Source organism: uncultured Veillonella sp. (assembly GCF_934190855.1).
Classification (GTDB): Bacteria; Bacillota; Negativicutes; order Veillonellales; family Veillonellaceae; genus Veillonella.
Window position 1 is genome coordinate 1 of record NZ_CAKPTN010000201.1, and the last position, 2,586, is coordinate 2,586.

Here is a 2,586-nt window from a genome sequence, read left to right on the forward strand (position 1 = left end):
ATAATAGAATGAGGAGTGATTGTAGTGATAGTTGTAGGCATGGAAAATGCAGAATCCAACATCCATAGTACAGCCATAGTCCATCCAAATGCTAAATTGGGCAAAGATGTAATCGTAGGCCCCGGAGCTGTAATCGGCGAGAATGTCGAAATTGGCGACGGCACAAAAATCGGTGCAAATGTTGTAATTGGTGGTTGGACAACCATTGGCAAGCGTTGTGAGATTTATCCAAACGCATCTATTGGGTTGGAACCGCAAGATTTAAAATTTAAAGGCGAAAAAAGCTTTTGTAATATTGGCGATGAAACGGTTATTCGTGAATTCGTAACTATTAGCCGCGCTACTGGAGAAGGTGAAGAAACACGTGTAGGCAATAACTGCCTGCTTCAAGCATGTACTCATGTGGCTCATAACTGTATCGTTGGCAATAATGTAATTATGAGTAACTGTGCAGGTCTCGCTGGTCACGCTATCGTTGAAGATCGCGTGGTAATTGGCGGCCTTGCTGGTATTCACCAATTTGTTAAAATCGGTCGTAATGCAATGGTTGGCGGCATGGCGAAGGTAGTACAAGATATTCCACCTTATGTTATCGCTGATGGTCAACCGGCACGTGTTATCGGTCTTAATTCTGTTGGTTTGTCTCGAGCAGGTATTTCTGAAGAAGTACGCCGAGATTTGAAACAAGCTTTCCGTATTATTTATCGCTCTGGTTTTAGTTTATCCAAAGCTATTGAAGAAATGGAAATGCAACTTGATTCTTCCGTAGAAATTGAAAACTTATTACGCTTCTTGCGCAATGCCGATCGTGGCATTATGCGTACACGTCGCGACTAAATCTAAAGACCTCGTACATAGTACGAGGTCTTTTTGTGCTCTAAAAAATTCTGACAAAATGATGAAGAAAAGGGCATAAACCTTAGTGTTTTAATGGTAAAAAGTGGCTATTTATAGTACAATATATTGTATATGATTATGTCTTTTTTTAGACAATCAGTATAAATTTAAGATTACTAATTGATATATAGGCCATAGAGCCATCTAGGAGGTAAAGTCTTGGCAAAGGTAGGATTAATTGCGGGCATTGGTGCTTTGCCTGTAGAATTCATGCGCGCCGCTCATGTATTGGGTCACGAAGTGGTTGTTATCGGTGTGGTACCTGATATTGACCCAGCTCTAAAAGCTGAGGCCGATGCTTTCTATGATATTAGTGTTGCTAAACTAGGTAAAATCTTCAAGACCTTAAAAAATGAAGGTGTTGTTGAGTTAACTATGTTGGGCAAAGTAACTAAGGAAATACTTTTTAAGGGACTTAGTTTCCCTGACTTGAAAACATTAGGTGTTCTTAAACGTCTAAAAAATCGCAAAGATGATACAATCATGCTTGCCATCGTTGATGAAATTGAAAGAGAAGGTTTTAAAGTATTAGATCAGACGGTATACTTAAAACCATTTATGCCAAAGGTTGGAGTGTACTCAAAAGCACAGCCTACAGAAGAACAATGGGCAGATATATGCTTTGGCTTTGAATTAGCGAAACAAATGGGTGGTCTTGATATTGGACAAACCGTTGTTGTTAAGCATAAGGCAGCTATGGCGATTGAAGCTATTGAGGGGACTGACAAGTGTATTTTACGCGGTGGTGAACTTGGTCGTGGTGATGCTGTTGTAGTAAAAACAGAAAAACCAAATCAAGATGTGCGCTTTGATGTGCCTGCAGTAGGCATAAAAACTTTGATGTCCATGATTGATAGTGGTTGTAAAGTGCTGGCTGTTGAAGCGGAAAAGACTATTTTTGTACAACAACAAGACGTTCTTGATATGGCCAATCGTCACGGTATTGTTATTTGTGCTGTAGACCAAGAATTTGTAAATTCCAGAAAGGATGCATAATGAAAGTCATGTTTTCTGCCGGTGAAGCATCCGGTGATACTCATGCGGCAAGCGTTGCCAATGCATTGAGAGAAATAGATCCTTCTGTAGAAATGTTTGGCATGGGCGGCACCTTGATGGAGCGCGCTGGTGTTCGCATTGTATACGACATTAAAAACCTTGGCGTCATAGGTATTGTTGAGATTGTAAAATCCTTACCAAAATTCTTTAAATTACGGACCTACTTAAAACGCGTCATGATGAAGGAAAAACCAGATATCCTCGTTTGTGTAGATTATCCGGGGTTTAATATGAAACTTGCTGCTGTAGCACATGAATTGGGGATTCCAGTTCTATACTATATTGCACCTACGATTTGGGCTTGGCACAGCAGTCGTGGTAATACCATTCGCAAATATGTAACAAAGGTAGCATCTATATTTCCCTTTGAAGCTGAAGCGTATCGCAAATATAAATGCGATGTAGAGTTCGTAGGTCATCCATTATTAGATATCGTACATCCTACGATGACTAAAGAGGAAGCTGAAGAATACTTTGGTGCTCGTAAAGAAGCTAAAAAGGTATTGCTCATGCCTGGTAGTCGTAAACAAGAGGTTTTATCCTTGCTTGATACGATGTTAAAAAGTGGTGAGCAATTGATGGCAAACCATGAAGATATTCAATTCTTCTTGCCTCGTGCACACACTATCGATC

At 40.1% G+C, this 2,586-nt stretch carries 3 protein-coding genes; all 3 read left to right on the top strand.

The window, feature by feature from the left end; all coding sequences use genetic code 11:
* Window positions 1-24: 24 nt before the first annotated feature.
* Entirely contained in the window at window positions 25-837 is an 813-nt protein-coding gene (lpxA, locus tag Q0F90_RS08705; RefSeq protein ID WP_296004811.1) for an acyl-ACP--UDP-N-acetylglucosamine O-acyltransferase, read from the top strand.
* Window positions 838-1,056: 219 nt separating this feature from the next.
* A complete protein-coding gene (locus Q0F90_RS08710; protein WP_287292881.1) occupies window positions 1,057-1,893 on the top strand; it encodes an LpxI family protein in 837 nt (278 codons plus the stop codon).
* Window positions 1,893-2,586 (top strand): lipid-A-disaccharide synthase (gene lpxB / locus Q0F90_RS08715; protein ID WP_296004816.1); only part of this gene is annotated, 694 nt, incomplete at its 3' end. The genes Q0F90_RS08710 and lpxB, both read left to right, overlap by 1 nt.